This window comes from Promicromonospora sp. NPDC019610, assembly GCF_044389365.1.
Classification (GTDB): Bacteria; Actinomycetota; Actinomycetes; order Actinomycetales; family Cellulomonadaceae; genus Promicromonospora.
The window spans coordinates 392,185-419,039 of record NZ_JBIRXX010000004.1; the positions used below are offsets into that span (position 1 = coordinate 392,185).

The 26,855-nt window shown below is 74.2% G+C and carries 26 protein-coding genes; 19 read left to right on the forward strand and 7 right to left on the reverse strand.

Going from position 1 to position 26,855, the window contains the following annotated elements; genetic code table 11:
* Positions 1 to 141 precede the first annotated feature (141 nt).
* Positions 142 to 1,023 carry a helix-turn-helix domain-containing protein gene (locus tag ACH45N_RS26620; RefSeq protein WP_397399070.1) on the reverse strand — a complete coding sequence of 294 codons (882 nt, stop codon included), beginning with the start codon at positions 1,021 to 1,023 and terminating at the stop codon, positions 142 to 144.
* 131 nt (positions 1,024 to 1,154) lie between these two features.
* On the opposite strand from ACH45N_RS26620, the gene ACH45N_RS26625 reads away from it, so the two are divergent.
* From ACH45N_RS26625 to ACH45N_RS26660, 8 genes are all read left to right on the forward strand, one after another.
* Positions 1,155 to 4,643, forward strand: a complete 3,489-nt coding sequence (locus ACH45N_RS26625) for a DUF5107 domain-containing protein (protein WP_397399072.1) — start codon at positions 1,155 to 1,157, stop codon at positions 4,641 to 4,643.
* 78 nt (positions 4,644 to 4,721) lie between these two features.
* Positions 4,722 to 6,017 carry an ABC transporter substrate-binding protein gene (locus tag ACH45N_RS26630; protein ID WP_397399074.1) on the forward strand — a complete coding sequence of 432 codons (1,296 nt, stop codon included), beginning with the start codon at positions 4,722 to 4,724 and terminating at the stop codon, positions 6,015 to 6,017.
* On the forward strand, positions 6,014 to 6,919 hold the full coding sequence (locus ACH45N_RS26635; protein ID WP_397399076.1) for a carbohydrate ABC transporter permease: 906 nt from the start codon (positions 6,014 to 6,016) through the stop codon (positions 6,917 to 6,919). Before ACH45N_RS26630 ends, ACH45N_RS26635 begins: the two co-directional genes overlap by 4 nt.
* 1 nt (position 6,920) lies before the next feature.
* Entirely contained in the window at positions 6,921 to 7,817 is an 897-nt protein-coding gene (locus ACH45N_RS26640) for a carbohydrate ABC transporter permease (RefSeq protein WP_397399078.1), read from the forward strand.
* Entirely contained in the window at positions 7,814 to 9,928 is a 2,115-nt protein-coding gene (locus tag ACH45N_RS26645) for an alpha-galactosidase (RefSeq protein ID WP_397399080.1), read from the forward strand. Before ACH45N_RS26640 ends, ACH45N_RS26645 begins: the two co-directional genes overlap by 4 nt.
* A complete protein-coding gene (locus ACH45N_RS26650) occupies positions 9,925 to 10,758 on the forward strand; it encodes a hypothetical protein (RefSeq protein ID WP_397399082.1) in 834 nt (277 codons plus the stop codon). The genes ACH45N_RS26645 and ACH45N_RS26650 overlap by 4 nt, the downstream gene beginning before the upstream one ends.
* An 89-nt stretch (positions 10,759 to 10,847) precedes the next feature.
* Positions 10,848 to 11,594, forward strand: coding sequence for a sugar phosphate isomerase/epimerase family protein (locus ACH45N_RS26655; protein WP_397399084.1), 747 nt, complete (start codon positions 10,848 to 10,850; stop codon positions 11,592 to 11,594).
* A complete protein-coding gene (locus tag ACH45N_RS26660; protein WP_397399086.1) occupies positions 11,591 to 12,712 on the forward strand; it encodes a Gfo/Idh/MocA family protein in 1,122 nt (373 codons plus the stop codon). Before ACH45N_RS26655 ends, ACH45N_RS26660 begins: the two co-directional genes overlap by 4 nt.
* A gap of 371 nt (positions 12,713 to 13,083) precedes the next feature.
* On the opposite strand, the gene ACH45N_RS26665 is transcribed toward ACH45N_RS26660, so the two are convergent.
* The gene (locus ACH45N_RS26665; protein WP_397399088.1) at positions 13,084 to 13,773 is read right to left on the reverse strand and encodes a TetR/AcrR family transcriptional regulator; all 690 of its coding nucleotides are present in this window, start codon (positions 13,771 to 13,773) and stop codon (positions 13,084 to 13,086) included.
* On the opposite strand from ACH45N_RS26665, the gene ACH45N_RS26670 reads away from it, so the two are divergent.
* Positions 13,772 to 14,500, forward strand: coding sequence for an NAD(P)-binding domain-containing protein (locus tag ACH45N_RS26670; RefSeq protein WP_397399090.1), 729 nt, complete (start codon positions 13,772 to 13,774; stop codon positions 14,498 to 14,500). The genes ACH45N_RS26665 and ACH45N_RS26670 overlap by 2 nt on opposite strands.
* 36 nt (positions 14,501 to 14,536) lie before the next feature.
* On the opposite strand, the gene ACH45N_RS26675 is transcribed toward ACH45N_RS26670, so the two are convergent.
* Positions 14,537 to 15,340, reverse strand: a complete 804-nt coding sequence (locus tag ACH45N_RS26675; protein WP_397399092.1) for an SDR family NAD(P)-dependent oxidoreductase — start codon at positions 15,338 to 15,340, stop codon at positions 14,537 to 14,539.
* Between the two features lie 88 nt (positions 15,341 to 15,428).
* Between ACH45N_RS26675 and ACH45N_RS26680 the strand changes: the two genes are divergently transcribed.
* From ACH45N_RS26680 to ACH45N_RS26700, 5 genes are all read left to right on the forward strand, one after another.
* Positions 15,429 to 16,328, forward strand: coding sequence for a LysR family transcriptional regulator (locus ACH45N_RS26680; RefSeq protein ID WP_397399094.1), 900 nt, complete (start codon positions 15,429 to 15,431; stop codon positions 16,326 to 16,328).
* Positions 16,329 to 16,337: 9 nt separating this feature from the next.
* Entirely contained in the window at positions 16,338 to 17,099 is a 762-nt protein-coding gene (locus ACH45N_RS26685) for a class I SAM-dependent methyltransferase (protein WP_397399096.1), read from the forward strand.
* Positions 17,096 to 18,310 (forward strand): MFS transporter, encoded by a 1,215-nt coding sequence (locus tag ACH45N_RS26690; protein ID WP_397399098.1) that lies wholly within the window; start codon positions 17,096 to 17,098, stop codon positions 18,308 to 18,310. The genes ACH45N_RS26685 and ACH45N_RS26690 overlap by 4 nt, the downstream gene beginning before the upstream one ends.
* Positions 18,311 to 18,378: 68 nt before the next feature.
* Positions 18,379 to 19,083 carry a molybdopterin-dependent oxidoreductase gene (locus ACH45N_RS26695; RefSeq protein ID WP_397399100.1) on the forward strand — a complete coding sequence of 235 codons (705 nt, stop codon included), beginning with the start codon at positions 18,379 to 18,381 and terminating at the stop codon, positions 19,081 to 19,083.
* Positions 19,076 to 19,726 (forward strand): cytochrome b/b6 domain-containing protein, encoded by a 651-nt coding sequence (locus tag ACH45N_RS26700; RefSeq protein ID WP_397399102.1) that lies wholly within the window; start codon positions 19,076 to 19,078, stop codon positions 19,724 to 19,726. Before ACH45N_RS26695 ends, ACH45N_RS26700 begins: the two co-directional genes overlap by 8 nt.
* On the opposite strand, the gene ACH45N_RS26705 is transcribed toward ACH45N_RS26700, so the two are convergent.
* From ACH45N_RS26705 to ACH45N_RS26720, 4 genes are read right to left on the reverse strand one after another with little or no spacing between them, the layout of a single operon-like run.
* Positions 19,669 to 20,040: a hypothetical protein gene (locus tag ACH45N_RS26705; RefSeq protein WP_397399104.1), complete on the reverse strand. Its 372-nt coding sequence runs from the start codon at positions 20,038 to 20,040 to the stop codon at positions 19,669 to 19,671. The genes ACH45N_RS26700 and ACH45N_RS26705 overlap by 58 nt on opposite strands.
* On the reverse strand, positions 20,027 to 20,296 hold the full coding sequence (locus tag ACH45N_RS26710) for a hypothetical protein (RefSeq protein WP_397399106.1): 270 nt from the start codon (positions 20,294 to 20,296) through the stop codon (positions 20,027 to 20,029). Before ACH45N_RS26710 ends, ACH45N_RS26705 begins: the two co-directional genes overlap by 14 nt.
* Positions 20,293 to 20,736 carry a VOC family protein gene (locus ACH45N_RS26715; RefSeq protein ID WP_397399108.1) on the reverse strand — a complete coding sequence of 148 codons (444 nt, stop codon included), beginning with the start codon at positions 20,734 to 20,736 and terminating at the stop codon, positions 20,293 to 20,295. The genes ACH45N_RS26710 and ACH45N_RS26715 overlap by 4 nt, the downstream gene beginning before the upstream one ends.
* A 44-nt stretch (positions 20,737 to 20,780) precedes the next feature.
* Positions 20,781 to 21,209, reverse strand: a complete 429-nt coding sequence (locus ACH45N_RS26720; RefSeq protein WP_397399110.1) for a hypothetical protein — start codon at positions 21,207 to 21,209, stop codon at positions 20,781 to 20,783.
* A 132-nt stretch (positions 21,210 to 21,341) separates the two neighbouring features.
* Here ACH45N_RS26720 and ACH45N_RS26725 point away from each other — a divergent pair, with 132 nt between their 5' ends.
* The 5 genes from ACH45N_RS26725 to ACH45N_RS26745 all read left to right on the forward strand — a co-directional run bounded on the left by ACH45N_RS26725 (position 21,342) and on the right by ACH45N_RS26745 (position 26,853).
* Positions 21,342 to 22,181 carry a CGNR zinc finger domain-containing protein gene (locus ACH45N_RS26725; RefSeq protein WP_397399112.1) on the forward strand — a complete coding sequence of 280 codons (840 nt, stop codon included), beginning with the start codon at positions 21,342 to 21,344 and terminating at the stop codon, positions 22,179 to 22,181.
* 512 nt (positions 22,182 to 22,693) lie between these two features.
* Positions 22,694 to 23,725 (forward strand): LacI family DNA-binding transcriptional regulator, encoded by a 1,032-nt coding sequence (locus ACH45N_RS26730; RefSeq protein WP_397399114.1) that lies wholly within the window; start codon positions 22,694 to 22,696, stop codon positions 23,723 to 23,725.
* Complete coding sequence (locus tag ACH45N_RS26735) at positions 23,722 to 24,687, forward strand: carbohydrate ABC transporter permease (RefSeq protein ID WP_397399116.1); 966 nt, start codon at positions 23,722 to 23,724, stop codon at positions 24,685 to 24,687. The genes ACH45N_RS26730 and ACH45N_RS26735 overlap by 4 nt, the downstream gene beginning before the upstream one ends.
* A 4-nt stretch (positions 24,688 to 24,691) precedes the next feature.
* Positions 24,692 to 25,531: a carbohydrate ABC transporter permease gene (locus tag ACH45N_RS26740; protein ID WP_397399118.1), complete on the forward strand. Its 840-nt coding sequence runs from the start codon at positions 24,692 to 24,694 to the stop codon at positions 25,529 to 25,531.
* 47 nt (positions 25,532 to 25,578) lie between these two features.
* Positions 25,579 to 26,853 (forward strand): ABC transporter substrate-binding protein, encoded by a 1,275-nt coding sequence (locus ACH45N_RS26745; RefSeq protein WP_397399120.1) that lies wholly within the window; start codon positions 25,579 to 25,581, stop codon positions 26,851 to 26,853.
* Positions 26,854 to 26,855: the final 2 nt, after the last annotated feature.

Sequence of the window (26,855 nt, forward strand, 5' to 3'; positions counted from 1 at the left end):
GCGGCGGCCGCCCCCGCCCCCCGCCGTGTTACGGCCTGTTGGGGGGTGGGGCCCCCTATTTGCGGGGGCGCGCCCCCCGGGCCCCCCCCCCACCTAAATTCCCCCCCACCACCCACCGGCCTACCCAGACCGCACGGGAGCTCAGCGGTCGTGGAGGCCGCGGCGGAAGTCCGTCGGGCTGCACGAGTGGACGCTGCGGAACTGCCGCGAGAAGTAGAACGGGTCCGGGTAGCCCACCGAGCGCGCGATGTCGGCGACGGGCAGCTCCGTGGTGATGAGCAGCTCGCACGCGCGCGCCATCCGCAGCCGCTTGACGTACTCGACCACGCCGCCGCCGGTCGCCGCCCGGAACCGCGCGGAGAAGTGCGACGTGCTCAGCCCGAACCGGCGGGCGAGCGCCGCCACCTCGACGACGGCGTCCAGGTGCGTGCGCAGGTACTCCTGCGCGGCCCGGACCGGTTCGCCGCGTACCGGGCTGCCCGCGGCGGCGTCGGCGCCGATCTGCGCGAGCACCGACCACGCGGCGCCCGCGCAGCGCAGCAGGCTGGGGTAGGTCTCGTCGGTCTCCAGGGCGTCGACGACGCGTTCGAGGTCGGCGACGACACGCACCAGGTCGTGCACCTCGACGACGGCGACGTCGTCCGGCCCGGCGTGCCCGGCGAGGTGCTGCTCGAACTCGGCGGCGTCGTCGCCCCGGACGTGCATCCACCAGATCGTCCATGGGTCGTCGTCGTCCGCCCAGTACTCGTGGGGCACGCCCGCGGGGATGACGAGCGCCTGAGCAGCGCCGATACGGTGCAGGCCGCCCGGGGTGCGGCACCAGCCGCGCCCGGCGGAGGACACGATGACGATGGTGCCGACGGCACCCGTCCGGCGCACCCGCCCGTGGTTCGTGGCGTGCGGAAAATAGCCCGCGTCCGTGACCAGCAGGCGCGAGGTGGGGCCCGCCTTCGACGTCGCGCGGACCACGGTGGTCGGCAGCACGCGCAGGCGCTGCCCGGGGAAGCCGTCACGGATGCGCACCCCTGGAGGGTAGCGCCGTCCGCCCGTCCGCGTCAGGGGGCCGCCGCGCGCCCGGGAATCGTCGAATCGTCCAGGCAAGTTCGTCGATACGTCGCTTCCGGGGCGCCCGGGAGGTTCGTAGCGTCGGACCCATGCTCGATGTGGAGTCCGTGCTCGACCTTCCCGCCCGGCCCGACGACCTGGCCGGCCGGGCCGCGGCCGCCTGGCAGGCGCCGCTCACCCTGACCACCTACGAACCCCTGCCGCCCGACCGGTTCCCGGCGTACCTGGACCGGCGCGTCTACCAGGGCTCGTCCGGCCGCGTGTACCCCCTGCCGTTCCACCACCAGATCGCCGACGAGCCCCACCCGCGCGACTGGCAGGCGGTGCACCTGGAGAACGAGTGGCTGCGCGTGGTCGTGCTGCCGGAGCTGGGCGGCCGCATCCACGTGGCGCGCGAGCGCGGTAGCGGCCGCGACTTCTTCTGGACGAACCCCGTGATCAAGCCCGCGCTGGTGGGCCTTGCGGGGCCGTGGGTGGCGGGCGGCGTGGAGCTCAACTGGCCGCAGCACCACCGTCCGGCCACCTACCTGCCGGTCGACGTCGAGATCGAGGAGGAGCCGGACGGCGCCGTCGTCGTCTGGTGCTCCGACCACGACCCGTTCACCCGGATGAAGGGCATGCACGGCGTGCGGCTGCGCCCCGACAGCGCGGTGCTGGAGCTGACCGTGCGGCTGTACAACCGCAGCGAGCTGCCGCAGTCGTTCCTCTGGTGGGCCAACGTGGCGGCCAAGGTCGACGACGACTACCAGTCCTTCTTCCCGCACGACGTCACCTACGTGGCCGACCACGCCCGGCGCGCGATCACCGCGTTCCCGCACGCGGACCGTCCCTACTACGGCATCGACTACCCGGCGCTCGCGGACCGGGGCGGCGACCGTCTGGACTGGTACCGCAACATCCCGGTGCCCACCTCGTACATGTGCCTCGCGAGCGACGAGGAGTTCTTCGGCGGCTACGACCACGCGGCCCGGCTCGGCTTCGTGCACGTCGCCGACCGCGCCCTCTCGCCCGGCAAGAAGCAGTGGACCTGGGGCAACGCCCCGTTCGGCCACGCCTGGGACGCCAACCTGGCCGACGACGGCTCGCACTACGTCGAGCTCATGGCCGGCGTGTTCACCGACAACCAGCCCGACTTCGCGTACCTGGCCCCGGGCGAGACCAAGGTCTTCTCCCAGTACTGGTACCCGTTCCGTGACGTCGGTCCGGTGGACCGGGCCACGCTCGACGCCGCGGTCCGGCTGGAGCGGTCGGGTCCGGGCGGGGTCGACGGCGCGGAGCCGACGACGGCGCGCGTCGGCGTCGTCGTGCCGCGCCCCCTGGACGATCTGACGGTCACGCTCTCGGCCGACGGCGCGGTGCTGACCACCGCCGTCGTCGCCGCGGACCCGACCCGCCCGGCCCTGCTGACCCACGACGTCCCCGCCGGCACGGGACCCCTCACGGTCACGGTGACCCACGGCGACCGGACCCTGGTCACGTGGACCGAGACCCCGGTCGGCGCGCCCCGTGACCAGCCCGAGCCCGATCCCGCCGAGGAGCCGCCCGCCCCCGACGAGGTCGGCACGGTGGAGGAGCTGGCGCTCGTCGCTGCGCACCTCGACCTGTACCGGCACGCCACGCGCTCGCCCGAGCCGTACTGGCACGCGGCCCTGGAGCGGGACCCGGGGCACGTGGAGAGCCGGGTGGGCCTGGCCCGGCGCGCCTACGTGGCGGGTGACACGGAGGCAGCGCGCGACCACCTGGAGCGCGCCGTCGCGCGGCTGACCCGCCTGCACCGCAGCCCCCGCGACACCACGGCGGTCTACCTGCTCGGGCTGGTCCGCGAGGAGCTCGGCGACGACGCGGGTGCCTACGACGCCTACGCGCAGGCCGCCTGGTCCCGGGCCTGGCGGGCCGCCGCCGGCTACCGGATGGCGCGGCTCGACGCGCGCGCCGGGCGGTACGCCGCCGCCCTGGACCGGCTGGCCGACGTGCGCCGCACCGAGCCCGACCACCTCCAGGCGCTCGCGCTGAGCGTGGTGTGCCACGGGCGCCTGCGGCGGCACGCCGACGCGGCGGCCACCCTCGCCGCCGCCCGCGCCCTCGACCCGCTCGACGCCTGGCTGCGGCACCTGGACGGGCAGCCCGCCAGCGGCGACGCCCAGACCCTGCTCGACGTCGCGATCGAGCTCGCCGGGGTGGGGGAGCACGACGCCGCGCTCGCCTGCCTCGACGAGGCGGAGGCCCGCGAGGACCACCGGCCCGCCGGGCAGACCGCCGTCCGGCCGCTGCTCGCGTACCACCGCGCGCACGTGCTGCAGTTGGCCGGGCGCGCGGACGAGGCCGTCGCCGAGCGGACCCGGGCCCGCGGGGTGGACGCCGCGTGGTGCTTCCCGGGTCGGCTCGCCGACGCCGCGGTGCTGCGCGAGGCGGCTGACACCGACCCGTCCGACGCCCGTGCGCGGTCGCTCCTGGGCCACTGGACCTACGCCGCCGGACGCCGGGCCGACGCGCTCGCGCTGTGGCGCGCGGCCGTCGCCCTCGACCCGTCCGACGCGGTGGCCTGGCGGAACATCGGCCTGGCCGCCGTCAACCACGAGCGGGACCTGGCCGCCGCGGCCGACGCCTACGACCGGGCGTGCGCCGTCGCGCCCGACGACGCGAGGCTGCGGTACGAGCGCGACCAGCTCGCCGCACTCACGGGGGTCGGTCCGGGGGAGCGGCTCGAGGCGCTGCTCGGGGGTCTCGACAGGCTCGACCAGCGGGGCGGCGGTCTCGACCAGCGGGGCGGGCCTCTCGACCGCGACGACCTCGCCGTCGAGGCCCTGCACCTCCTCGTCACGGAGGGCCGGGCCGCCGAGGTCCTGACGCTCCTCGGCGGACGCCGCCTGCACCCGTGGGAGGGCGGCGAGGGCCAGGCCCTGCTCGCCTGGGACCGCGCGCAGACCCACCGCGCGCTGGACGCCCTCGCGGAGGGGAGGCCCGCGGACGCCGTCGGGCACGTGCGGGCGGCCCTCGCCCCGCCGCCCACCCTGGGCGAGGCACGGCACCCGCTGGCGAGCACGGCGAACCTGCACCTGCTCCTGGGCGACGCGCTCGCGGCGGCCGGCACCGACGCGGTGGCCGGGACGGAAGAGGCACAGGACGCCTGGCGCACCGCCGCGACCCAGCGTGGCGACTTCGTGGAGATGAGCACGCAGGAGCACGGTGAGCAGACCTTCTGGACGGTCCTCGCCCTGCGCCGCACCGGCGAGACCGCCGCCGCCGACGACCTGACGGCGTCGCTGCGCGCCTACCGCGACGCGTACGCCGTCGAGGTGCCGCGCGTGGACTACTTCGCCACCTCGCTGCCCGACCTCCTGCTGTTCGAGGAGGATCCGCTGCGGGCCCGCGACCGGCGCGTGCTCGTGCTGGACGCGCAGCTCGCGCTGCTGGCCGGCGACACCGCGACGGCCGAGGCCCTGCTGGAGCGCCCGGAGCTGGCGGCGTCCCGCCACGCGGCCGACCTGCGGCACGCCGTCGCCCGCCGCGGCGAGGCGCTGCTGCACGGGCCGGCCGCCGTCGTCGGGGAGGCTGTGGACCAGGCCCGGGGAAACTGACGGGCGCGGACCTACCCGCGCCCGTGATCTGAGCGGTACCAGGATGCGCCAACGAGGGCGCACGAAGGAGGAACAAAGATGTCCAAGCGAACGATCACCCGCCGCGAGCTGCTCGCGGGCGGTATGACGCTGGGTGCGGCGAGCCTGCTGGCCGCGTGCGTCGGGACGACGTCGGGCGGCAGCGGGGGTGGCGGGGGCGGCGCGAGCTCCGGCCTCGTCACCCTGCAGAACTCGATCCAGGACGCCGACCCGAAGGCCGCCCTGGAGGCGCTGGTCAAGGCCTACCCCGGCGGCGACGTGACGATGAACTCGGTAGCCACGGAGCAGTTCCGGGCGCAGCTGACGAACTACCTGCGCTCCGGCGACTCGCCCGAGGTGCTGAGCTGGTACGCCGGGTCCGTGGCCCGGTCCTACGCCGAGGAGGGCCTGCTGCTCGACGTGTCGCCGCTGTGGGAGGGCGACGGCCCGTGCGCCGGGTACTCCGACGCGCTGCGCAGCCTGTCCAGCGACGCGTCCGGCAACCAGATCTTCGTGCCGACCAGCTACTACTGGTGGAGCGTCTTCTACAAGAAGTCGGCGTTCGAGAAGTGGGGCGTGGAGCCGCCCACGTCGTGGGACGAGTTCCACGCGTTGTGCGAGAACCTCAGCGGCCAGGGCATCGTGCCGCTGACCAACGGCCTGTCGTCCACGCCGTGGATGGCGTCGGGCTGGTTCGACTACCTGGACCTGCGGATCAACGGCGCCCAGTACCACCGGGAGCTGCTGGCCGGCGAGCACGCCTTCAACGACCCCGAGGTCGTGGCCGTCATGGAGGAGTACAAGCGGCTCATCCCGTACTTCGACAAGAACGCCGCGTCGTACACCGCGCAGGACGCGGCGACGCCCGTGGCCCAGGACAAGTCGGCCATGTACCTGGTGGGCGCGTTCGTCTCCGGCTACTTCCCCGAGGACCAGCGCGACGACCTCGACTTCTTCTCGGTCCCGGTCATCAACGACTCGGTGCCGACGGCGGAGGAGGCCCCGACCGACGGGTTCTTCGCCGCCGCCCGGAGCGACAACCACCAGGGCGCGCTGGACCTGCTGAGCTACCTCGCCTCCGCCGACTCGCAGCAGCAGTACATCGAGCAGTCCAAGTCCGCCAACCTGCCTACCTCGCCCGACGTCGACACCACGTCGTTCAGCCCGCTGGTGCAGAAGGGCATCGAGCTGCTGAACAACACCGAGGAGATCACGCAGTTCTTCAACCGCGACTCCTCGGACGCGCTCCAGGCCACCGCCGACACCGCCCTGACCAAGTTCCTCGCCGACCCGGGCTCCATGAAGAAGACCCTCGACGAGTGGCAGACGGCGGCCGAGGGGGTCTTCGCGTCGTGAGCGCGCAGCCGTCCACCGCGACCCGCCGCCCGAACCGGTTCGCCCGCGTCCCGCTGCTCGTCTGGGTGTTCCTGCTGGTCCCGTTCGTGGTCGAGCTGTTCTGGGTGTTCTGGCCGGCGGCCAACTCGTTCTCGCTCGCCCTGACCCGATGGGACGGGATCGGCCTGGCCGAGCCCGTGGGCCTGCAGAACTTCCGCGACCTGGCCGCCGACCCGATCTTCCTGACCGCCCTGCGCAACAACGTGATCTGGGTGCTCGGGTTCGGCGGCCTGTCCGTGGTGGGCGGCCTCGCCCTCGCGGTCACCCTGAACAAGCCCGGCCCGATGGTGAGTCTCTACCGCAGCGCCATCTACCTGCCGATGGTCGTCTCGCTCGCCGTCAGCGGCCTGTTCTGGCGCGTCATGTACGCGCCCGACGGGCCGATCAACGGCACGCTCGGTCTGCTCGGTCTCGAGCACCTGGAACGCCAGTGGCTCGCCGACCCCGCCGTCGCCCTCTGGGCGGTGCTCATCGCCGCCGTCTGGCGCCAGGTCGGCTACATCATGGTGCTCTACCTGGCCGGCCTCAAGGGCACCGACGGCACGCTGGAGGAGGCCGCCGCCGTCGACGGCGCCAACGCGTGGCAGCGGTTCTGGCGCATCGTCATGCCACAGCTGCGCGGCGTGAACATGGTCGTCTTCGCCGTGACCGTCATCGACTCGCTGCGCACCTTCGACATCGTCTGGGCGATGACCCGCGGCGGGCCCTACAACGAGACCCAGCTGCTGAGCACCTACATGTTCCAGCAGGCCTTCACCACGGGGAACCTCGGCTACGCCTCGGCCATCGCCGTGGTCATCTTCGCCCTCGCGATCGGCTTCATCATCACCTACCTCGCCCGCCAGGCCCGGACGGAGGACTGACATGTCAGCACTCGCCCCACCCGCCGCCGGCGCACCCGCGGCGGTCCGCGAACGGCCCGCTCCCCGGCTGCGCCGGCCCAGGCCCGCCCGCTCGCCGTGGCTGCACGTCGCGATGGTCCCGGTCACGCTGCTGTGGCTGAGCCCCATCGTGTTCGTCCTGTTCGTCGCGGTGCGCTCCTACGACGACATCGCGGGCCGCGGCCTGGGCGCCCTCCCGGCGTCGTTCAGCCTCGACGGCTTCACCACCGCCCTGACCGCGGGCGGCGTGCTGCGCTCCCTCGGCAACAGCGTGCTCGTGACCGTCTGCGCCGTGATCCTGTCCCTCGCGCTGTCGTCGTTCGCCGCGTACGCCCTGAGCCGGTTCGACATCCCGTTCCGCCGGACCATCCTGCTCACCATGCTCGCCGGCAACCTGCTGCCCCCGCAGATCCTGCTCGTGCCGGTCGCGTCCATCACCGAGGCCATCGGCATCGGGGACACGCTCACCGCGCTCGTCGTGGTCCAGGTCGGGTTCGGCATCGGCTTCTACACCTTCGTGCTGCACGGGTTCATGCGCAGCCTCCCGAACGAGGTCTTCGAGGCCGCGCGGCTCGACGGCGCCGGCCCCGGCGGCATCTTCTGGCGCATCGTGCTGCCCCTGTCGCGGCCGTCGCTGGCGGCGCTCGCGGCCCTGGCCACCACCTGGATCTTCAACGACCTGATCTGGGCGATGACGGTGCTGCGTACCGAGGCGAAGTTCCCGATCACCGCGGCCCTGCTCAACCTGCAGGGCGGGTTCTCCAGCGCGTGGAACGTGGTCGCGGCAGGCTCCCTGATAGCGGCCGTGCCCACGGCGATCGTGTTCTTCCTGTTCCAGAAGCAGTTCGTGTCCGGCCTTCTCGTAGGAGCCAACAAGTGACCTGGATTCTTCCGACCCGGTCGGGTCAGTACGTCGTGGGCGAGGCGCCGCGCGGGGCCGGGCTGGTCGCCGTCGGCTGGGGGCCGGGTGCCGACGGGGCGGTGCCGCCCGTGGCGGCGACGTCGTCCTTCGAGGCGGACCTGGACCTGCTCCCGCTGGAGGCCACGGCGCTCGGCACGCGCAACGTGCACGGCGCGGAGCTCGTGGTCCGGCGCGCGGACGGCGTCCGGGGGGCGCGCCTCGCCGTCTCCGGCGAGGTCACGCTCACGCGGGACGACGACGGCGGCACGCACCTGGTCTGCCCCCTCGCCGACGAGGTGCTCGGCCTCGGCGTGACCCTGCACGTCAGGACCCACCCGGCCCACGACGTCGTGGAGAAGTGGGCTCGGCTGGACAACCGTTCGGAGCAGCCGATCGAGGTGCTGCGGGGCTGGGGCGGGGCGTTCACCGTGCCCACGTCGGGCGGGGCCCGCGTGGATCTGCTGGGCGGGGCGTGGTCGCGGGAGTTCACGCCGTTCCGCGCCGCGCTCGGGGCGGGCACCCTGAGCATCGGCAGCCGGCAGGGCATCACGTCGCACACGTACGCGCCGGTCGTGACGGTCGTTCCCGCCGGAACGGACGGGGGCGTCCGCTCCGCCGGAACGGACGGGGTGATCCGCTCCGCCGGAACGGACGCCCCCGTCCGCTACGGCGTCGCGCTCGCGTACAGCGGCTCGTGGCGCATGGCCCTCGACGCCGTCCCGTTCGCCGACCACGTCCGCGTCTCGGCCGGGCCGGACGACGAGTCGGGCATCCTCCCGCTCGCCCCCGGCGCCGCACTGACGACCCCGGTCCTGGCGGGCGTGCGGGTCGAGGGGGACGCCGACGACCTCGCGCAGGCCTGGCACGAGTACGAGGCGACCCTGGCCCGCACCCGCGGCCCCGAGCACCGGCCCGTGGTCTACAACTCGTGGTTCGCCACGACCTTCGACGTGCGTGTGGAGCACCAGCTCCGGCTCGCCGCGGCGGCCGCACAGGTGGGCGCGGAGGTGTTCGTGGTCGACGACGGCTGGTTCCGCGGGCGCACCACCGACCGGGCGGCGCTGGGCGACTGGGAGGTCGACACCGAGCGGATCCCGGGCGGGCTCGGGCCGCTCGCCGAGGGCGTCAGGAAGCTCGGCATGCGCTTCGGCCTGTGGGTCGAGCCGGAGGCCGTGAGCCCCGACAGCGACCTGTACCGCGCGCACCCGGACTGGGCGCACCACGTCGACGGCCGCCCCCTGGAGACGCTGCGCCACCAGTACATGCTGAACCTCGGCCTGCCGGAGGTGGAGGAGTGGGTGCTCGGCACGCTGCGCCGGCTGCTCACCGACACCGACATCACGTACCTCAAGTGGGACATGAACCGATCCATCGCCGACGGCGGGCGCACCGCCCCGGGCGGCGACGACTGGTCCTGGCGGCACACCCAGGCGTACTACCGGGTGCTCGACATGCTGCGCGCCGAGTTCCCGCGGGTCACCGTCGAGGGCTGCGCGGGCGGCGGCGGCCGGATCGACCACGCCGTCCTCGCCCGGACCGACGTGGTCTGGCCCAGCGACGAGACGGGGCCGCGCGACCGGCTCGCGATCCAGCACGGGTTCCTGGGCGTGCTGCCCGCCTGGACCATGAGCTCCTGGGTCACCGACCTGCCCGACCAGCTCGACCCCGACCGGGAGAGCGCGCCGGCGAGCCTGGAGTTCCGGTTCGTGGTCGCCATGGCGGGGGTGCTCGGCATCGGCGCGGACCTGCTGGCCTGGGACGAAGCGACCCGCGAGCGGGCGGCGTCGTTCGTCGACCTCTACCGCTCGATCCGTCCGGTGGTGCACACTGGGCGCGTCCGGCGGCACGGCGCCCCGGCCGACCCGGCGTGCGCGGTGCAGTACACCGGCCCGGACACCGTGGTGGTGCTGGCCTGGCGGCGGGCCGGTGCCGCGGGACTCACCGTGCACCTGCGCGACCTGGACCCGGACGCGCGGTACCGGGTCCGGGGCGCGGACGCCGTGCGGACGGGCGCGGCGCTCGCGGCCGACGGCCTGGACGTGCCGTGGACCTGGCAGGACTGCGACGTCGTCCTCCTGGACCGGGTGTGACGGCGCTGGGCACGCGGCGGCCGCTCGCCGTCCGCACCGACCCGGCCCTGGGCGGCCGCTGGACCTCGCTGGCCACGCCGGAGCGCGAGTGGCTCTGGCGCAACCCGCGGGTCCCGGCGGCGGCCCGGGCGGGCGTCGCCCCCGGCGACCCGTTCGTCGACGCCGGCGGCGGCGAGGAGTGCCTGCCCACGATCGGCGGCCCGAGCGACCACGGCGAGGTGTGGTCCAGGCCCTGGTCGGACGGCGGCGACGGCGCGGCGCGCGTCCGGGCCGGGAACCTCACCCTGACCCGCCGCCTCCGCGCGGACGACGGCGTGGTCCGCGCCCGCTACACGATCGACGGCCCGCCCGGCGCGGGGCTGCTGCACGCGGTGCACCTGCTGCTCGACCTCGGTCCGGACGCGCGCCTGGAGGTCCCCGGCCGCCCGGACACCCTCGTGGTCGAGTGGCCGGAGCCGGGCGCGACGCGGGCCAGCACGTGGCCCGACGGCAGGGGGGTGCCGCTCGACGTCCTCGGCCCGGACGACGGGACCGCCCGGTGCGCCGTGGTCGCGACCGACCGGCTCGACGTCGTGGACGGTGCCGACCGGCTCGCGCTGCGCTGGGGCGTGGCGCGGGGGTACGCCGCCCCGGTGTCGCTGGTGGTGTGGCGCAACCTCGGCGGCTGGCCGGACGACGGCCCGTACCGGTCGGTCGGCGTCGAGCCGATGCTCGGAGCGGAGACCAACCTCGACCGCGCAACCCCGGACCGGCTGGCCCACCTGGACGGGCGCGGCCGGCTGGAGTGGTGGTTGGACGTGAGCGGAGGCGCACAGAATCTTCCACTGTAAGAATTTCGTCGCTACGATCGTCGGCGGTACTCAGCGACGCGGCCGCAACGGGGTGGCCGGGGAGAGGCCGTGCCGAACGAAGGAGTTCCATGCCGACGACGCCTGCGACATCCGTACAGCTCTACTCGGTCCGAGACGCGGTAGCTGACGACCTGGACGGCGCGGTGGCGCGCCTGGCCGAGATCGGCCTGCGGCACGTGGAGCCGTACGCCTTCCACGAGCGCACCGACGACTACCTGCGGGCGTTCGCCGCGACGGGCGTGACCGCGCCGTCGGGCCATGCGCCCGTGCTCGCGGCGGAGACCCCGGAGGCGATCTTCGACGCGGCCGGCACCCTGGGGATGGCGACCGTGATCGACCCGTTCCTGCCCGCCGAGGAGTGGCAGACCGCCGACCAGGTGGCGCGGCTCGCGGAGCGCGTGAACGGGCTGGCGGAGCTGGCCGCGCAGCGCGGGCTCGAGTTCGGGTACCACAACCACGCCTGGGAGCTGGGCACCCGCCTGGGCGACCGGCACGCCCTCGAGGTGTTCGTCGAGGACCTGGCGCCCGGGGTGGTGCTGGAGGTCGACACCTACTGGGCGGCCGTCGGGGGAGCGGACGTCCCGGCGCTGCTTGCCGCCCTGGGCGAACGGGTGCGCCTGATCCACGTGAAGGACGGCACGCTGGACGGCGACGTGGAGCGGCAGCAGCCGGCCGGCGCGGGCGAGGTGGACGTGCCGGCGATCCTGGCGGCGGCCCCGGCGGCGACCCGGGTGATCGAGTTCGACGCCTACGGCGGGGACGTGTTCGAGGGCATCGCGCAGTCCCTGGCCTGGCTGTCGGAGCACGACCGATGAGCGCGGCGGGCGCGGGTGTGGCGGGTGTCGCCGGCGTCGGCATCGTCGGGGCCGGCAACATCTCGACCCAGTACCTGGAGAACCTGACACGGTTCGCCGACGTCGAGGTGCGGTTCGTCGCGGACCTCGACCTCGCGCGCGCCGCCGAGCGGGCCCGGGAGTACGGCGTGCCGGCGTCGGGCAGCGTGGACGAGCTGCTGGCCCGGGACGACGTCGACGTGGTCGTGAACCTGACCGTCCCCGCGGTGCACACCGAGGTGGGGCACCACATCCTGGCGGCCGGCAAGCACGTGTGGAGCGAGAAGCCGGTCGCGCTCGACGCCGACGGCGCGGCCGCGCTGCTGGCGGACGCCGAGGCGCGCGGCCTACGCGTCGCGTGCGCCCCGGACACGGTGCTGGGCGCCGGCATCCAGACGGCGCTGCGGGCGATCGCGCGCGGCGACATCGGGGAGCCGCTGACGGCGACCACGATGTTCCACGTGCCCGGGCCGGAGTCGTGGCACCCGAGCCCCGACTTCCTGTTCGCGCACGGCGGCGGCCCGCTGTTCGACATGGGGCCGTACTACGTGACCACGCTGGTGCACGTCCTCGGCTCCGCGACCCGGGTCCAGGCCGTGGCCTCCACCTCCCGCCAGACCCGCACCATCGGCAGCGGCCCCCGGGCGGGCGAGGTGTTCCCCGTCGAGGTGCCGACCCACCACGCGGCGATCATCGAGTTCGGCGAGGGACGCTCGGCGCAGTCGACGTTCTCGTTCCAGCACGCGCTGCCCCGCAGCGGGTTCGTCGAGGTCAACGGCACGGAGGGCACGATCGTGCTGCCCGACCCGAACGGGTTCGACGGCGCCTCCTCCCTGTGGCGCTACGGCTCCGACGAGCCGACGGCGCTCCCGGCGTCCGGCCCGCAGTTCGGGCGCGGGGCCGGCGTCGTCGACCTGGTGCGCTCGATCCGCGACGGCGGCACCGAGCGGGCGTCGGGCGCGGTGGCGGCGCACGTCCTGGACATCCTGCTCGGGATCCGGGACGCTGCCGCGGCCGGGCAGCCGGTGAAGATCACGTCGGACGTGTCACCGATCGCGCCCCTGCCGGAGGGCTGGGACCCGGCGGAGGCGACGGGGTAGGGGCCGGCGGGCTGGCGGGCCGGCCGGCGGGTTGGCCGGCTGGCGGGCTGGCGGGCTGGCGGGCCGCTCGGCGAGGCAAGGTGTACTCGGATGGCACCCGTCGGGTGGGCTGAATTCCGATCGTGCTGGACCCGCCGAGTTCGGCCAGGCCGAACTGTCCGGCTGGGCCAGCAAAGCCGGGTCACAGCCGAACGAAGTTCAGCCCACCCGACGGGTGCCGTCCGAGTACACATCGCGACCGGGCGGCGAGAGCCAGCGGTACGACGACCGCGGCGGCGACCAGCACCGTGGGGGCGGCTCAGCCTGCTCACGACGGGAGTTCGGCGGCGCGGGCCTACGGGGCAGGGTTCCGCAGTCCCCGCCTGGGCCGGTCACCGGACCGCGCCCCCAGGAGCATCCGGCAGTGCTTCCGCCGCCCCGCCGGCAGGCCGCGCCCCGCCGGCCGGCCGCGGCGTATCGCGGTCGCCGCCCGGCAGGAGCCGCTCCAGCAGCTCCAGCGACCGTCGCACGTCCACGGCCTCCGGGTCCAGCAACCACTGGAGCTGGAGGCCGTCGGATGCCGCCGCGACCAGCGCGGCGGCATCGTCCGGGTCGATGTCGGCGGCGATCGCGCCGGCGGCCTGGCCGGCGCGGACCCGTTCGGCCAGGTCGGCGCGGACCCCCCGGAACCGTGCCCGCACGAACTCGCGGGTGTCGGGGTGCTGCTCCGCCTGGAGCGCGTCGGTGGTGAGCGTCGCGTACAGCTCGACCAGGCCGGGGATGGTCGCGTTGCGCTCGGCGCTGCGCTCCATCAGGGCGACCGCCGAGACCTCCTCCGGCGCCGCGGGCTCCGCGGCACGGGCCTCGTGCGTCCGGTACACCTCGACGAGCAGCTCGTCGCGGTGCGCGAAGTAGTAGCGCAGCGCGGCGTGCGAGACGCCGATCGCCTCGCCGATGGCCCGCAGGGACGCGCCCACGCCGCGCTCGGCGAAGACGGCGATGGCGCTCGTGAGGATCTGGGCGCGCCGTTCCGGGGCCCTCCGGTACGACCGTGCCTGGGCTCCCGCGTCGCCGTTCACCATGGGGGCCATCGTACGAACGGCCGCCGGGAAATCCCTGGGCGGGAGCGGGTGGAATGCGGCGCACGTCCGCGGGGTTGCCGAGCGTATGACTACCTTCGGCATCATCGGAGCAGGGAACATCGGCAGCCAGGTCGCCCGCGTGGCGATCGCGCAGGGCAACGAGGTGGTGATCGCCAACTCGCGCGGCCCCGAGACGCTCGCCGACCTCGTCGAGGAGCTGGGGCCCAAGGCCCGCGCCGCGACCGCTCAGGAGGCGGCCGAGGCCGCCGACGTCGCCGTGATCTCGGTGCCGCTGAAGGCCTACCGCGACATCCCGGTGGAGCCGCTGGCGGGCAAGGTCGTGCTCGACACCAACAACTACTACTGGGAGCGCGACGGCCACATCGAGGCCCTGGACCGCGGCGAGGCGACCACGGCCGGCCTGCTCCAGGAGCACCTGCCGACGTCGAAGGTCGTCAAGGCGTTCAACCAGATCACGGCCCCGACGATCACCACGGACGGGACGCCGGCCGGCACCCCGAACCGCCGGGCCCTCGCCACGGCGAGCGACTTCCCCGAGGCCGTGGAGCTCGTCACGCGGTTCTACGACGAGGCGGGCTTCGACACCGTCAGCGCCGGCCCGCTCAGCGAGTCCTGGCGCTTCGAGCGCGACCGCCCGGCCTACGTCTCCCGGCAGAACGCCGAGGAGCTCAAGGCGAACATGGCCAAGGCGCAGCGCGTCCTCTGACCCGTTCCGTCGGCACCGCCCGCGGGCGTTCGGGGCTCAGGCCCCGAACGCCGCCAGCGCCACGGGTTCCCACTCGCGCCACGTGCGCAGGCGCTCGGCGTAGATCTGCTCGACGTCGGCGAGCGGCTTGCCGAGGAAGACGTGCAGCGGCGGTCGCTCGGCGTCGACGATCCGCAGCAGCGCGTCGCGCGTGGCGCGCGGGTCCCCGAGCTCGAACTCGGGCGCCGTCGCGACCCGTGCCTCGGCGTAGTCCGGGTGCTCGGCGCTGGCGCGGAGCCCGGCGCCGAACCCCGTCGCGTACGGGCCGGGCTCGACGTTCGTCACGTGGACACCGAACGGCGCCACCTCCTGCGCCAGGGCCTCGGAGAGACCCTCGACCGCCCACTTGGACGCGTGGTAGGCGCCGAACCCCGGGAAGGCGCGCACGCCGCCCTCGCTCGTGACCTGCAGGATGCGGCCCGAACCCTGCGCGCGCAGGACCGGCAGGACCGCCTGGGTGACCCAGACCGTGCCGAAGAAGTTGGTCTCCAGCTGGGCACGCAGCTCCTGCTCGGTCACCTCCTCGACCATGCCGACCTGGCCGTACCCCGCGTTGTTGACGACCACGTCGAGCCGCCCGAAGTGCTCGACGGCGCGGTCGACGGAGGCCTGGACGGCGGGCCGGTCGGTGACGTCGAGGGGGAGGGCCAGCACGGCCTCGCCGTACTTGCTGGTCAGAGGCTCCAGCGCGGACACGTCCCGCGCGGTGGCGGTGACGTGGTCGCCACGTTCGAGGGCGGCCTCGGCCCACTCGCGACCGAGACCCTTGGCTGCTCCGGTGATGAACCATGTGGTGTGCATGCCTCCATCGTGCGGCGGCGCGACCCATTCCACCAGCGACTCTTCGGCACACCAGACATGCGCCCACCGCATGGCTCATGATGGGTCCATGGCCGAGCTCACCGTCACCGCGCTACGCGTGGTCCACGCCGTCGTCGGCACCGGGTCCTTCACCGCGACGGCCGACCTGCTCGGCTACACCCAGTCCGCGGTGTCCCGTCAGGTGGCCGCGGCCGAGGCCGCCGCGGGCGTGCCCCTGTTCGTGCGCGGCGCGCGTGGCGTCGCCCCCACCCCGGCGGGCACGCTCGTGGCGCGCCGGGCCGCGGTGGTCCTCGCCGAGCTGGACGCCGTGGGCAAGGACCTCGCGGGGCTGAGCGACACCCTGGGCGGCCGTGTGGTGCTCGGCGCCTTCCCGACGGCGACGTGGGTGCTCGCGCCGCGCGCCGTCGCCGTCCTGCGGGAGCGGCACCCGGGCCTCACGGTCGACCTGCACGAGGCGTCGACCCCCACCCAGCTCCGGCAGCTCCGCGCGGGCCGCATCGACGTGGCCGTCATCGGCGTGGGCGCCGACCTGCCCGCGTACGACCTCGCCGGGCTGCGCCGCGACCACCTCGCGGACGGTCGCTCGCTGGTCGCGGTGTCGCGGGACCACCGGTTCGCGGGCCGGCACCAGGTCCCGGTCGCGGAGCTGACCGAGGAGGAGTGGATCGTCGGCAAGGGCCTGCGCGGCGACCCGCAGTTCGGCGCCTGGCCCACACTGCTCGCGCCCCACGTGGTGCACGCGGTGCGCGAGTGGCCCGCCCGTCTCGGCCTGGTCGCCGCCGGGCTGGGCGTCACCACGGTGCCCGAGCTCGTCGTCCCCGGGATCCCGGCCGACGTCGTCACGGTGCGCGTCGACGACCCGGCCTGGCTCGGCCGCGCCGCGGTCGCGATCACCCGCCCGGACCGCGCGGCGGGCGTCGACGCCGTGGTCCGAGCGCTCCGCGAGGTCGCGGGCGGGCTGGGCTAGTCTCGCCGCATGCCCGCCGCCCCCGACGACCCCTGGTCCGCCGTCGCCGACGACTGGGGCCGGTACTGGGGCACCTTCGCCCGCCCGGTCTGGGCCCCGCTCCTGGACGCGGCGGGGATCGGCCCGGGCAGCCGGGTGCTCGACGTCGGCTGCGGCAGCGGCGAGCTGCTCGAACACCTCCAGGAGCAGGGCGCGCGGGCGAGCGGCGTCGACCCGGCGCGCCGCATGGTCGAGCTCGCGCGGGCCCGCGCCGTCGGCTCGGACGTGCGCCGCGGCGACGTCGAGGACCTCCCGTTCGACGACGGCGCGTTCGACGCCGTGCTCGCCGTGAACGCCGTCCAGTTCGCCGACGACACCGACGACGCGCTCGCCGAGATCGCCCGCGTGCTGGCGCCGGACGGCGTCGTCGGCCTGGCCGGCTGGGCCGACCGGACCCGGAACGACCTCGACGCGATCAACGTGGCGCTCGCGGAGGCCGACGACGAGGAGCCGCCCGAGGACGGCCCGCTCCGCCTGCCGGGCGGCCTCGCCGCCGTGCTCGCCGACGCGGGCTGGGCGGTGCTCGACCAGGGAGTGGTGCCGGTCCCGTGGACGGCCCGGGACGCGAACGACCTGGTGCGCGGCATCCTGTTCGGCGAGGGCGGCACGACGGTCGCGGAGCTCGCGCCCGTGGTGGTCGAGGCCGCCGCGCCGTTCCGCCGTCCCGACGGCAGCTACCGCCTGCTGAACGCCTTCCGCTGGGCGGTCGCCCGGCGCCCGAGGTCCACGTGAGCGCCCCCGCCGACCCGGGCGGGCCGGTGCTGCGGGTGCCCGGGATCCGGGCCCTGGTCTGGATGTCGCTGTTCGGCTTCGCGGGCTACGCGCTCCTGCTGCCGACGGCGCCCCTGTGGGCCACCCACGGCGGCGCCGACGAGGGCGGCGCGGGGCTGGTGAACGCCGTCCTCATGCTCGCCACCGTCACCTTCCAGACGACGGTGCCCTGGGCGCTGCGCCGCCTCGGCTGGCGCACCACGCTGATGGTAGGGGTGCTGCTGCTCGGGCTCCCGTCCCTGGCGTTCCTGCTCACCGACCAGCTCGGGTGGATCCTCGCCGCGTCCGCGGTGCGCGGCGCCGGCTTCGCGGTGGTGACCGTGTGCGGCGCGACGGCGATCGCCGAGCTGGTCGACGTCTCCCGCCGCGGCCGCGCGATCGGCGTCTACGGCCTCGCGGTGGCGGCTCCCCAGGTGTTCCTCACGCCGAGCGCCGCGTGGGTCGCCGAGTCCGTCGACTTCCGGGTCGTGTTCGTCCTCGGCGCGCTGCCCGCGCTCGCCGTCCCGTTCGCGGTGGCCCTCGGACGGCGGCTGGACCTGCTCGTCGCCGGCCACGCCGAGGGCGCCGCATCACACGTGCCCGACGGCGCGGCACCCGGCCGGGCGCGCATGCTGCTCGCGCTGGCCCTGCCCTCCCTCGTGCTGCTCGCCGTCACCACGCCCGGGGGAGCGCTGCTCACGTTCGCGCCCCAGCTCGGTTACGGGGCGCTCGTCGCGATGGCCGGGCTGCTCGGCCTCACGGTCGCGGCGGCCCTGTCCCGCTGGCTGGTCGGCGGCCTGGCCGACCGGTACGGGCCGCGCCGGTTCGTCCCGCCCCTGCTGGCGCTCTGCGCGGCGGCCCTCGGGCTGTGCGCCTGGTCGCTCACCGGCTCAGGCCCCGGCGCCGCGGGGCTGGTCGTGGGCATGACCGTCGTCGGCGTCTCCTACGGCAGCCTGCAGAACCTCACGCTGGTCAGCGCGTTCGCGGCCGTGCCCGACCGGGAGCGCAGCGTCGCCAGCGCCGTCTGGAACATCGGCTTCGACACCGGCACCGGGATCGGCTCGCTGGTGGTCGGCTTCATCGCGGCCGGCACGAGCTTCGCCGTCGGGCTGCTGACGACCGCGGTGGTGTGCGCCGTCGTCGCCGTCGTGACGCTGGTGGGGGCGCGCGGCGCCGTCCGACGGGGCGCGTAGGCACCAGGGTGCGGACCAGGGCCGCACCCTGGTCCGCCGCCCGGCCCGCCCGGGCGAGGGTGGGCGGCATGATCGACAAAGGACTGCCCGGCGACGCCGTCGGGCCCGGGCGGCCGGTGGGCCGCCGGATCGTGCTGGCGATGCTCGGCCTGGGCGCCGCGGGCGTGGCCGTGGGACCCGCGGTGCGGGACGGGGTGCGCGAGGCCCTGGCCCGGGTCGCGCCGTCGGCGGTGCCCGACGACCGCGGGTTCCGCTACTTCAGCGTCGTCGGCTCCGTGCCGCGCCAGGACGCGACGACCTACCGGCTCACCGTCGGCGGGCTGGTGGACCGGCCCGCCACGTACGCCCTCGACCAGCTCGCGGCCCTGCCGCAGCACACGGTGGTGCACGACGCCGTCTGCACGGACGGCTGGCAGGTGGACGACGTGCCGTTCACCGGCGTGCTCCTTGGGGACCTGCTCGACGCCGCCGGCGTGCGGGACGAGGGCGCCGCGGTGCGGTTCACCTGCTTCGACGGCGCCTACTCCGAGAGCCTCACGCTGGAGCAGGCGCGCCGGGCGGACGTCGTCGTCGCGCTGCGGATGTTCGACGAGCCCGTGCCGCACGACAGCGGCGGCCCGGTGCGGCTCTTCGTCGCGCCGATGTACTTCTACAAGTCGGCCAAGTGGCTCTCGGGCATCGAGGTCACCAGCGAGGTCCAGCAGGGGTACTGGGAGGACTACGGCTACCCCGTGGACGGGTGGCTGCCCGGCGAGGAGCCCGTCGGTGCCTGAGCGCGTGCTCCGCTTCAGTCCCGCCGAGCGGGCGGTGCACCGGGCGACCGGGCTGCTGTTCCTGGTCTGCCTGCTCACCGCGCTCGCGCTGTACGTGGCGCCGGTCGCGCAGCTCGTTGGCCGGCGGCTCCTCGTCGAGACCGTCCACGAGTGGTCGGGGCTCCTGCTGCCCGTGCCGGCCCTGCTCGGCCTGTGGTCCGGCCCGTTCCGGGCCGACCTGCGCCGGCTCGACCACTTCGCCGAGCACGACCGCCGGTGGCTCGCGAGCCTGCTCCGCTCGTCCGAGACGCACCGCGGACGGTTCGCGGGCAAGTTCAACGCGGGCCAGAAGGTCTGGGCCTCCTGGCTGGCCGGCGCTGTCCTGGTCATGCTCGGCACCGGCCTGCTGCTGTGGTTCAAGTTCGCGCTCGACGTCGTCCCGCGGGCCGGCGTCGTGCTCGTCCACGACGTCGTCGCGTACGCCCTCGTGGGCGTCGTCGCCGGCCACGTGTACCGGGCGATCGCCGACCCGGAGGCCCGGCGCGGGATGCGCACCGGGTCCGTCCGGCGGTCGTGGGCGGCGCGCGAGCACGCGCTCTGGGTCGGTCAGAGCTCGTCGCCCTCGGCGGTCCAGGCCTCCCAGGCCGCGGACGACGCCGCGTAGGCGGCCACCACGCCGAGGATCGCGGCGCTCACGGCGCTGCTCAGGGCCGCGCCGGGCGCGTCGGTGCCGAGCGCCTGGGCGAGCGCGCCCCGCCGGCGGCCCTCCACCCGCGCCGCCGCCCGGCCCAGGGCGGCGGCGGACGGGTCGGCGGGCGGCTCGCTGGTGCGGGAGAGCCGGTCGAACACGGCATCCCGCTCCGCCGGGGTCAGCCGCTCGAAGGCGGCGACGTGCACCTGCTCGACGGTGTGCGGCGGGGCGGAGCTCAGCAGCCGCTCGGAGCGGTCGAGCGCCCCGGCGTCGTCAGACCGGGTCATCGTCGGTTCCTTCGGGGGTGCCGGCCGGGGTGTCGGCGGGTGGGTCGGCGGGTGGGTCGGCCGGTTCGTCGGCGGGGACGATGCGGTAGCCCTGCTCCGCGAGGGTGCGGGTCATGTGCTCGGCGTACCACTCGGGCCAGCCCTCGTCGTACACGCCGCCCAGCTCCTCCTGCTCGTGGACGCCGTGCGCCGTGGCCGCCTGCTTGAGCAGGTCGAGCAGGATCTCGTTCGACCTCGGGTCGGGTGCGGCGCTCATCGGCCCGGGAGGCGGTCGATGATCTGCTGGAGCACCCACTCGTTGCCGTCCGGGTCGGCGAACGACGCGAACGACGCGTAGCTGTCGTGCTCGGGGTGCGCGCCGGGCACGCGGTTGGCGGTGCCGGCCCAGTGGAAGACGCCGTCCTGGTCGTGCCAGACCTCGCTGACGTCGGCCCCGTGCTCGACGAGCTCCGCGCGGGCCGCGGCGATGTCCCGGACCACGAGGTGCAGGCCCCGCACGGAGCCCGGCGTCGCGTCGGTGAGGTGCTCGCCGAAGATGATCGACGTGGCGGACCCGGGCGGCGTGAGCTGCACGACGCGCAGGCCGCGCTCGGTGGCGAAGTCGGCGTCGAGACGCCAGCCGAGCCCCGCGTAGAAGTCCTTGGCGCGGTCCACGTCGGCGACGGGCAGGACGACGACCTCAAGCTTGAGTTCCATGGTGTTCTCCGGTTCTGGGGTGCTGATGGGGTGGGCGGCGGGGGTCACTTGGCCTGCAGCGGGCCCGCGAAGGACTTGCTGAGGGAGGCGGGGCCCACGAGGGGCAGCAGGGCGGCGAGCAGCTTGCGCTGGAAGGTCTCGGGGCGGCGGGTCAGCTCGACGTCGATGCGGCTGCCGTCCCCGGCGGGGGAGACCTGGAAGACCCAGCCACCGCCGGGTCCGAACACCTTCGAGTCCAGTGTCGTGATGTCGACGCGGCCGCGCTCGTCGTCCCACTCGTAGCGGGCCCGCTCCCAGGCTGCCGCGGTGCCCTCAGTGACCTCCGCCCAGTTGTCGCCCTGGGCGTGGACCGTCAGGTGGTCGGCGTCGATGGTGGGCCAGGCCTCGGCGCGAGCCGGGCTGAAGTCGGTCAGCACCCGCATGGCGGCCTCGGGGGCGAGCGTGGAGTCGAGGTGAAAACGGACAGCGGTCATGGTCAGGCTCCTCAGTTGGGTAACCACTTTGAGCGGTTACTGCGATGACCGGAACTCTGGCACACCATCCTGTAACCCGTCAAACTGGTTACGAGACTTGTGCGTCACGGGGTCACCGGTCAGAATGGTTACGTGAACCACGCCTTCCCCTGCGGGACGCTCGCGCTCGACTTCCTCGGCACGCTGCGCGCCCGCCGTAACCCGGTCCCCGCGGAGAAGCTCGGCACGCCCGGGCTCCTCGACGACTGGTTCGTCGAGTCGGGGATGTTCGACGCCGCCCCGCACGCCGACGAGGCAGACCTGGCGGCGGCCCTGGAGCTGCGCGAGGCGCTCTACGCGCTCGTCGAGGACCGGCTCGGCGGTCGCGCGGCGCTGGTGACGCTCTCCGAGGCCGCGGCGTCCGCGACCGGGGCCGCTCTGGCTGCTCCGGCCGTGGGCGTCGCGCCCGTTGCGCCGGCCACGCCGGCTGCCCTTGCGGCGGCGGTCGCGGTCCTGAACCGGTACGCGGCCGAGCCGCCCGTCGTCGTGCAGCTGGAGGTGGGCGGGGGCGGTGCGGCCCGGGCTGATGGTGCTGGTGCCGATGCCGGTGCTGCCGGCGTCGGCTCTCCGGGCGGCCTCGGCACCGCCGTCGCCCGCCGCTCCGGCACGGCCGCGCAGGGCCTCGCGGCGGTGGCGCGCGAGGCGGTCGAGATCCTGGGCGGCCCGGACGCGGCACTCTTGCGCGAGTGCGGCCGCCCGGAGTGCACCCAGGTCTACCTGGACCGCTCCCGCGGGCACCGTCGTGAGTGGTGCGCCATGCGCACGTGCGGCAACCGGGTCAAGGTCTCGGCGTACCGATCGAGGCACCGCACGACGTCGACGCCGTCGTCGCCGTCGACCCCGACGCCGTCGTCGACCCCGACGCCGTCGTCGACCCCGACGCCGTCGACCCCGACGCCGTCGACCCCGACGTCGTCGACGACCCACGCCTGACCGGCCCGGCCCCGCCCGACCCCGCGCCACCCCCGCACCGAAGGTGCGCTTCTACCCCGTCATGAGGCCCGGAATCGACCCTGTTCCGGGCCCAATGACGGGGTAGATCCGCACTTCCGAGCACAGCCGTCGCCTCGACCCGGCTCCACCCGACTCGACCCGACGCCGTCGACGCCGTCGCTGTCGCTGTCGACGACCCACGCCTGACCTGCCCGGCCCCGCCCGACCCGCCCGACGCCGCGCCACGCCCGCACCGGAGGTGCGCTTCTACCCCGTCATTGGGCCCGGAATCGACCCTGTTCCGGGCCCAATGACGGGGTAGAAGCGCACTTCCGACCCGGCCCGGGCCTGGCCGCTTGACGGCCCGGCCGCGCCGGTGCAACACTGACGACCCTCACCGGAAACGTTTCCAGGCCGAGTCCGGCTGGAAGTTGGAAACGTTTCCAGATCAGCCAGGAAGCCCAGGAAGCCAGGAAGCACCGAGCAGGACCTCACGACGAAGTGGAGTGACAGTGTCGTCATCACGCGCCACCCTCATCCAGGTGGCCGAGCGCGCCGGGGTGTCGCTGGCGTCGACCTCGCGGGCGCTGCACGGCACAGGCGCGAGCCAGAAGATGGTGGACCGCGTCCGCGCCGCCGCCGCGGAGCTCGGCTACAGCCCTGACGCGATCGGCCGATCGCTGCGGATGAAGCGGACCTTCCAGGTCGCGTTCGCCGTCGCCGACATCGGCAACCCCGTCTACGTCGAGATGCTCACCGCCATCCACGAGGTGCTCGCGCCGCACGGTTACCGCGTGGTGGTCATGTCCACGGGCCCCACCGTCGTCTCGACGACCGACCTGGTGCACAGCCTGGGCAGCGGGTTCGTCGACGGCATGATCGTCAGCCCCCTGCGCACCGACGACGCGCTCGTCGCGGCGATCCGCGAGGCGCCGGTCCCTGTCGTCGTGATCGGTCGGTCGCTGGAGCAGCAGGGCATCGATTCCGTCTCGACGGACTCGGCCGCGGGTCTCGGCCAGGCCGTCGCCCACCTCCTGGAGATCGGCCGCCGGCGGATCGGCTTTGTCAACGGGCCGCTCGACACCACCCCGGGCGCCGCCCGCCAGCGCGGGTTCGACGCCGCGACGAGCGCGCCCGGGTTCGCCGGCGATCACGCCGAGACCGAGCGGGCCGACGACTTCACGGTCGCAGCCGGGCTCGCCGCCGCGCGCCGGCTGCTGTCCCGCACCCCCGCGGCGGGGCCGTTCGACGCCGTCGTCGCGGCCAACGACCTGCTCGCCATCGGTGTCGTCCGCGCCGCCCGGGAGCTGGGGCTCTCGGTACCTGGAGACGTCGCCGTCACCGGGATGGACGACACCGAGATCGGCCGCGTCTTCCAGCCGAGCCTGACCAGCGTCTCGCTCGGGTCCGCGGAGCGCGGGGCCGCCGCCGCCCGGCTCGTCCTGGGCCGGGTGGACGACGTCGCCGAGCCCGCCCAGCAGATCGCCATCGGGCCGCGCCTGTTCGTGCGCGAGTCCACCGCCCAGGAAGAGAGTGCTCGATGACCGTCCTCGCCTCGCCCCGGCAGCCGTCGCCGCCCCGGTCCGGGCGCCGTCGTGGCCCCACGGGCATGGACCGCGCCCGCCGCCGCGAGGCCGCCGCGCTGGTGATGCCGTCGTTGCTGCCCATCCTCGTGCTCTCCGTCGCGCCGCTGCTCATGGGCGTGCTGCTCGCGTTCACGGACGCCGAGCTCGTGCGCCGCCCCGACTACCAGTTCGTCGGGGTGGACAACTTCGTGCGGCTGGCGGGCAACTCGTTCTTCTGGGAGTCGTTCCGCATCGGCATGGTGTGGGCGGTCTCGGTCACGCTGCTCCAGCTTGTCGCCGCACTGGGCCTCGCGCTGCTGCTCGACTCGGGGCTGCGCATGCAGGGGCTCACCCGGGTGCTCGCGCTGATCCCGTGGGCGATGCCGCCCGTGGTCGTGGCGATCATGTGGAAGATGATCTACTCGCCGAACGCGGGGCCGCTCAACGCGTTCCTCGGTTCGCTCGGCCTGCCGGACGACATCAACTGGCTCGCCGACTTCTCCACCGCGCTGCCCGCCGTCATCGTCGTCGGCGTCTGGGTGGGCATGCCCCAGACCACGGTGACCCTGCTCGCCGGGCTGCAGCAGATCCCGGCCGAGCTGCACGAGGCCGCCGCGATGGACGGCGCGGGCGCCTGGCGCCGCTTCTGGGCGGTCACGTTGCCGAGCCTGCGGCCGATCGTCGCGTCGATCACGTCGCTGAACTTCATCTGGAACTTCAACTCGTTCTCCCTGGTCTACGTGCTGACCGAGGGCGGTCCGGGCGGCCGCACCATGCTGCCGATGCTGTTCACCTACCTGGAGGCGTTCAAGAACCGGAACATCGGTTACGCCGCCGCGATGGGCGTGGTGCTCGTCGTGGTGGTCGTGGTCCTCCTCGCGCTCTACCTGCGGTCGCAGTTCCGCGACGACCGCGCCGAGAAGACGAAGAAGGAGGGCTGAGTCGATGCGCGTCCTTGCCCAGCAGCTGGTCCGCCCCGCCCAGTACGTGGCGCTGGCCGGTTACATCATCTTCCTGGGCTTCCCGCTGCTGTGGCTGCTGTCGGCCTCGGTGAAGTCGTCCGGCGAGCTCAACTCGCTGGTCGTGAACCTGCTGCCGCAGGAGTGGCACTGGGAGAACTACTCGCAGGCCCTGGCCCGGCAGGGCCTGGTGCACTCCGCCGCCAACAGCGCGATCGTCGCCCTCGCGTCCACCGCGCTCGTCATCCTCATCGCGCTGCCGGCCTCGTACGTGCTGGCCCGGCTCAAGGGCGCGATCCGCACGGCCGGCGTCGGCTGGATCCTGGTGAGCCAGGTGTTCCCGGTGATCCTCGTGATCCTGCCGCTGTTCCTCATCCTGCGGACGATCGGCCTGACGGACAGCCTCCTCGGCCTCACGCTCGTGCACACCACGTACACGCTGCCGTTCGCGCTGTGGATGCTGCAGGGCTACGTCGCCGCGATCCCGGTGGAGCTGGAGGAGGCCGGGGCGATGGACGGCGGCAGCCGCCTGGTCGTGCTGCGCCGGATCGTCGTCCCGCTGCTCGCCCCCGGCGTCGTCGCCACGGCGATGTTCAGCTTCGTCTCGTCCTGGAACGAGTTCTTCTTCGCTCTCGTGCTGCTCCAGTCGCCCGAGAACTACACCCTGCCGATCACCCTGTCGACCTTCATCGGCGGCGAGGGCAAGGTCGCGCTCGGCCCCCTGGCGGCGGGCTCCGTGCTCGCCGCGATACCCAGCATCGTCTTCTTCTCGATCATGCAGAAGAAGCTCACCGGCGGCCTCCTGGCCGGGGCGGTCAAGGGATGACCAGCCCCCACGGCCACACCAGCACCACCTATCCGAAAGGCAGACCCATGAAGTCTCGTGGAGTGTTCATCGCTGCATGCCTCACGACCAGCACCCTCCTGCTCGCCGCCTGCGGCAGCGGGGACGCCGCCGACGACGGCCCGGTCACGCTGAAATTCCAGGCCCTGTCCGACCAGCCGGCCGCCATCGCCGCGACCGAGTCGATCGTCGAGGACTGGAACACGGCCAACCCCGACGTCCAGGTCGAGATCGTCCCGGCGGGCTGGGACGGCGTCTACGACAAGCTCATCACCCAGTTCAACGGCGGCGCCGCGCCCGACATCATCCACTACGAGGCGGCGAGCATCGTCTCGTTCGCCCGCGACGGCTACCTGGCCGACCTCACCGACCTCATGTCGGACGAGCGCCGCGCGGACATCCCCGAGGGCGTGCTCGACTCCGTGACGGTCGACGACCAGGTGATCGCCTACCCGACCGAGCTGCAGTCGTACGTGGTGTTCGCCAACCGCGCCCTCCTGGAGGACGCCGGGGTCGAGATCCCGACCGGCGAGACCATGACCTGGGACGAGCTGCGCGAGATCGCGAAGGCGACCACGAAGGGCGACGTCTACGGCCTCGGCTGGGGCCTCTCCAGCCCGACGGCGGCGTTCATGGCGCTGGCCCCCGGGTTCGGCGGCACCTACATCGAGGGCACGGGCGAGGACGCCGACCTGACCGTCGGCGAGGGCGAGATGGCCCTGCCCGAGCTGGTGCACGCCATGGCCTACGACGACGAGTCGATCCTGCCGGTGACCCTGACCCAGTCGGGTTCGGAGGCCATCGCCTCCTTCTACGCCGGGCAGACGGCGATGACCGTGCAGGGCTCCTACCAGGCCGCGAACATCGCCAAGGACGCGCCGAAGGACCTCGACTGGGTGGCGCTGCCCCCGCTGGCCGGCCCCGAGGGCCCGCAGCAGGCGGCCAACCCGCAGACCCTGTCGGTCAACATCGACTCCGAGCACGTCGAGGAGTCCGCGGAGTTCATCGAGTTCTTCACGCAGACCGAGCACCTCGCCGCGCTGAACGAGGCGGACGCCCTGATCCCGGCGACGACGTCGGCCCAGGAGGCCCTGACGGAGAAGCTCGGTGACGAGAACGGCTGGAGCACGATCCTGGCCTCCGGCCAGAACTTCACGGCCGCGCCCTACCTCTTCGCCGACTCCTACGCCCAGTGGAAGGACACCGTGGCGACGCCCGCCTACCAGCGCTACCTGGCGCAGGAGACGGACGAGACGGAGCTCGCCGACCAGCTCACGAGCGGCTGGGACGAGATCACGCAGTAACT